At 64.0% G+C, this 3,003-nt stretch carries 1 protein-coding gene; it reads left to right on the forward strand.

All coding sequences use genetic code 11. The features are described 5' to 3' along the window. Nucleotides 1-2,919: excinuclease ABC subunit UvrB (gene uvrB, locus EN984_RS28625; protein WP_281057352.1), on the forward strand; the 2,919-nt coding region annotated here is incomplete at its 5' end. Nucleotides 2,920-3,003: the final 84 nt, after the last annotated feature.

Below are 3,003 nucleotides of genomic sequence, written 5' to 3' on the forward strand. Positions count from 1 at the left end.
CCGTCGAAGAAGATACCCGAGCGTTCAAGCTCGCCGGGACGCAGTTCGCGCGGCACCTCGATGGGTGGGGCGGCGACGGCGAGGGAGCGCACGGCAGCGGGCCTCAACCCGGTCGCGGGTCTCGACATTTCGCTGGAAGACGCCGAGACCATGGCTTCGGGCAGCGTCACCGCGACGGTAGCCGCCCTTTCGGCGTTGATCGAATCCGGCAATCCGCTGCACAAGGACGGTGTGCTGTGGACGCCGCATCGCCCCGCCCGCCCGGAAAAATCCGAAGGTGGCATTGCCATCAAGATGGTTTCGGATTTCGAGCCGGCCGGCGATCAGCCGACCGCGATCAAGGATCTGGTCGAAGGCGTCGACAACAACGACCGGACCCAGGTGCTGCTCGGCGTCACCGGCTCCGGAAAAACCTTCACCATGGCCAAGGTGATCGAGGAGACGCAGCGCCCTGCCTTGATCCTGGCGCCGAACAAGACGCTGGCGGCGCAGCTCTATTCCGAGTTCAAGAAATTCTTCCCGGAAAACGCCGTCGAGTATTTCGTCTCCTACTACGACTATTACCAGCCGGAAGCCTACGTCCCGCGCACCGACACCTTCATCGAGAAGGAATCTTCGATCAACGAGCAGATCGACCGCATGCGCCATTCGGCGACGCGTTCGCTGCTCGAGCGCGACGACGTCATCATCGTCGCCTCGGTGTCCTGCATCTACGGTATCGGCTCGGTCGAAACCTATACGGCGATGACCTTCCAGATGCAGATCGGCGATCGGCTCGACCAGCGCGCGCTGCTCGCCGATCTCGTCGCCCAGCAGTACAAGCGCCAGGACATCAATTTCGTTCGCGGCTCGTTCCGCGTGCGCGGCGACACGATCGAGATCTTCCCGGCCCACCTGGAAGACCGCGCCTGGCGCATCTCGATGTTCGGCGACGAGATCGAGCAGATCACCGAGTTCGACCCGCTCACCGGCCAGAAGACCGGCGAGCTGAAAAGCGTCAAGATCTACGCCAATTCGCACTATGTGACGCCGCGCCCGACGCTGAACCAGGCGATCAAGTCGATCAAGGAAGAGCTCAAGCACCGGCTGGTCGAACTCGAGCGGGCCGGCCGCCTGCTTGAGGCGCAGCGGCTGGAACAGCGCTGCCGCTTCGACCTCGAGATGCTGGAAGCCACCGGCTCCTGCGCCGGCATCGAGAACTATTCGCGCTATCTCACCGGCCGCCAGCCGGGTGATCCGCCGCCGACGCTGTTCGAGTACATTCCCGACAACGCGCTGGTCTTCATCGATGAAAGCCATGTCACCGTGCCGCAGATCGGCGGCATGTATCGCGGCGACTTTCGCCGCAAGGCGACACTGGCCGAATACGGCTTCCGTCTGCCGTCCTGCATGGACAACCGGCCGCTGCGCTTCGAGGAATGGGATGCCATGCGTCCGCTTTCGGTCGCCGTCTCGGCGACCCCCGGCGGCTGGGAAATGGAGCAGGCCGGCGGCGTCTTCGCCGAGCAGGTCATCCGCCCGACCGGCCTGATCGATCCGCCGGTCGAGGTCCGCCCGGCCAAGACCCAGGTCGACGATGTCGTCGGCGAAATCCGTGACACCACCAAGGCCGGCTACCGCACGCTGGTGACGGTGCTGACCAAGCGCATGGCCGAGGATTTGACCGAATATCTGCATGAACAAGGCATCCGCGTGCGCTACATGCACTCCGACATCGACACGCTGGAGCGCATCGAGATCCTGCGCGATCTGCGCCTCGGCGCCTTCGACGTGCTGGTCGGCATCAACCTGCTGCGCGAAGGCCTCGACATTCCCGAATGCGGCTTCGTCGCCATTCTCGACGCCGACAAGGAAGGTTTCCTGCGCTCGGAAACCTCGCTGATCCAGACCATCGGCCGCGCCGCCAGAAACGTCGACGGCAAGGTCATCCTCTATGCCGACCAGGTGACCGGCTCGATGGAACGGGCGATGGCCGAAACCAACCGCCGCCGCGAAAAGCAGGTGGAGTGGAACGAGGCCAACGGCATCACCCCGGAATCGGTCAAGTCGCGCATCTCCGATATTCTGGATTCGGTCTACGAGAAGGACCACGTCCGCGCCGACATCTCGCAGTTCACCGACAGTGCCGGCGCCATGATGGGCAACAACCTCAAGGCCCATCTCGACGCGATGGAAAAGCAGATGCGCGATGCCGCAGCCAATCTCGACTTCGAGAAGGCGGCCCGCATCCGCGACGAGATCAAGCGCCTGCGTGAGATGGAACTGTCCATCTCCGAAGACCCGCTGGCCAAATACGCCGACATGGAAAGCCCGGCCTCCGGCCGCGAAAAGGGCAAGCACAACAAGGGCGTGGCCAAACATCGGACAGCAGAAGAACAGGAGCGTTTCCGCAAGTTCGACGAAGCGCGCGCCGCCGAAGAGGCCGCCAGGGCTGCCCGGCCCAACCTCTTCCGCAAGCCTGATCTCGACGAGATGGGCGCCGACGGCGCCGTACCGGTGAAAAAACCGCTGTTTTCGAAACCCTCGATCGACGATATGGGCCCGGGCACCGACATGCCGACGCCGGCCGGCGCGGTGTCACGCTCGCTGTTCAAGAAACAGTCGGCTGAAGAGGCGCATGGCTCCGATTTCGGCATACCCGGCGAGCCGGTCAAGCCGCTGTTCAAGAAGAACTCGCTCGATGAAATGACCGTGCGGCGGACGGAAAAGCCGGTCGAAGGAAAAGTGCCGGCCAAGCCGCAGCCAATCTCCCCCCAAGTGGGGGAGATGCCCGGCAGGGCAGAGGGGGACGCGAAGGAACGCGACGATTCCGCTAAGCCAATCGTTCGCCAGCGCGCCGGCATCGGCTCATACGAGGATCCAGGCGACGCACGCCGCGACAAACGCCGGCCGGGGAAGACGGGACGGCCGGGGAAGTAGGTTCAATTATTCGAAATGCCGGCGGGACAGCGCCCCCCTCTGTCCTGCCGGACATCTCCCCCCACGTGGGGGGAGATGTCCGGC

It is taken from the genome of Mesorhizobium sp. M7A.F.Ca.CA.004.12.1.1 (assembly GCF_003997835.1).
Classification (GTDB): domain Bacteria; phylum Pseudomonadota; class Alphaproteobacteria; order Rhizobiales; family Rhizobiaceae; genus Mesorhizobium.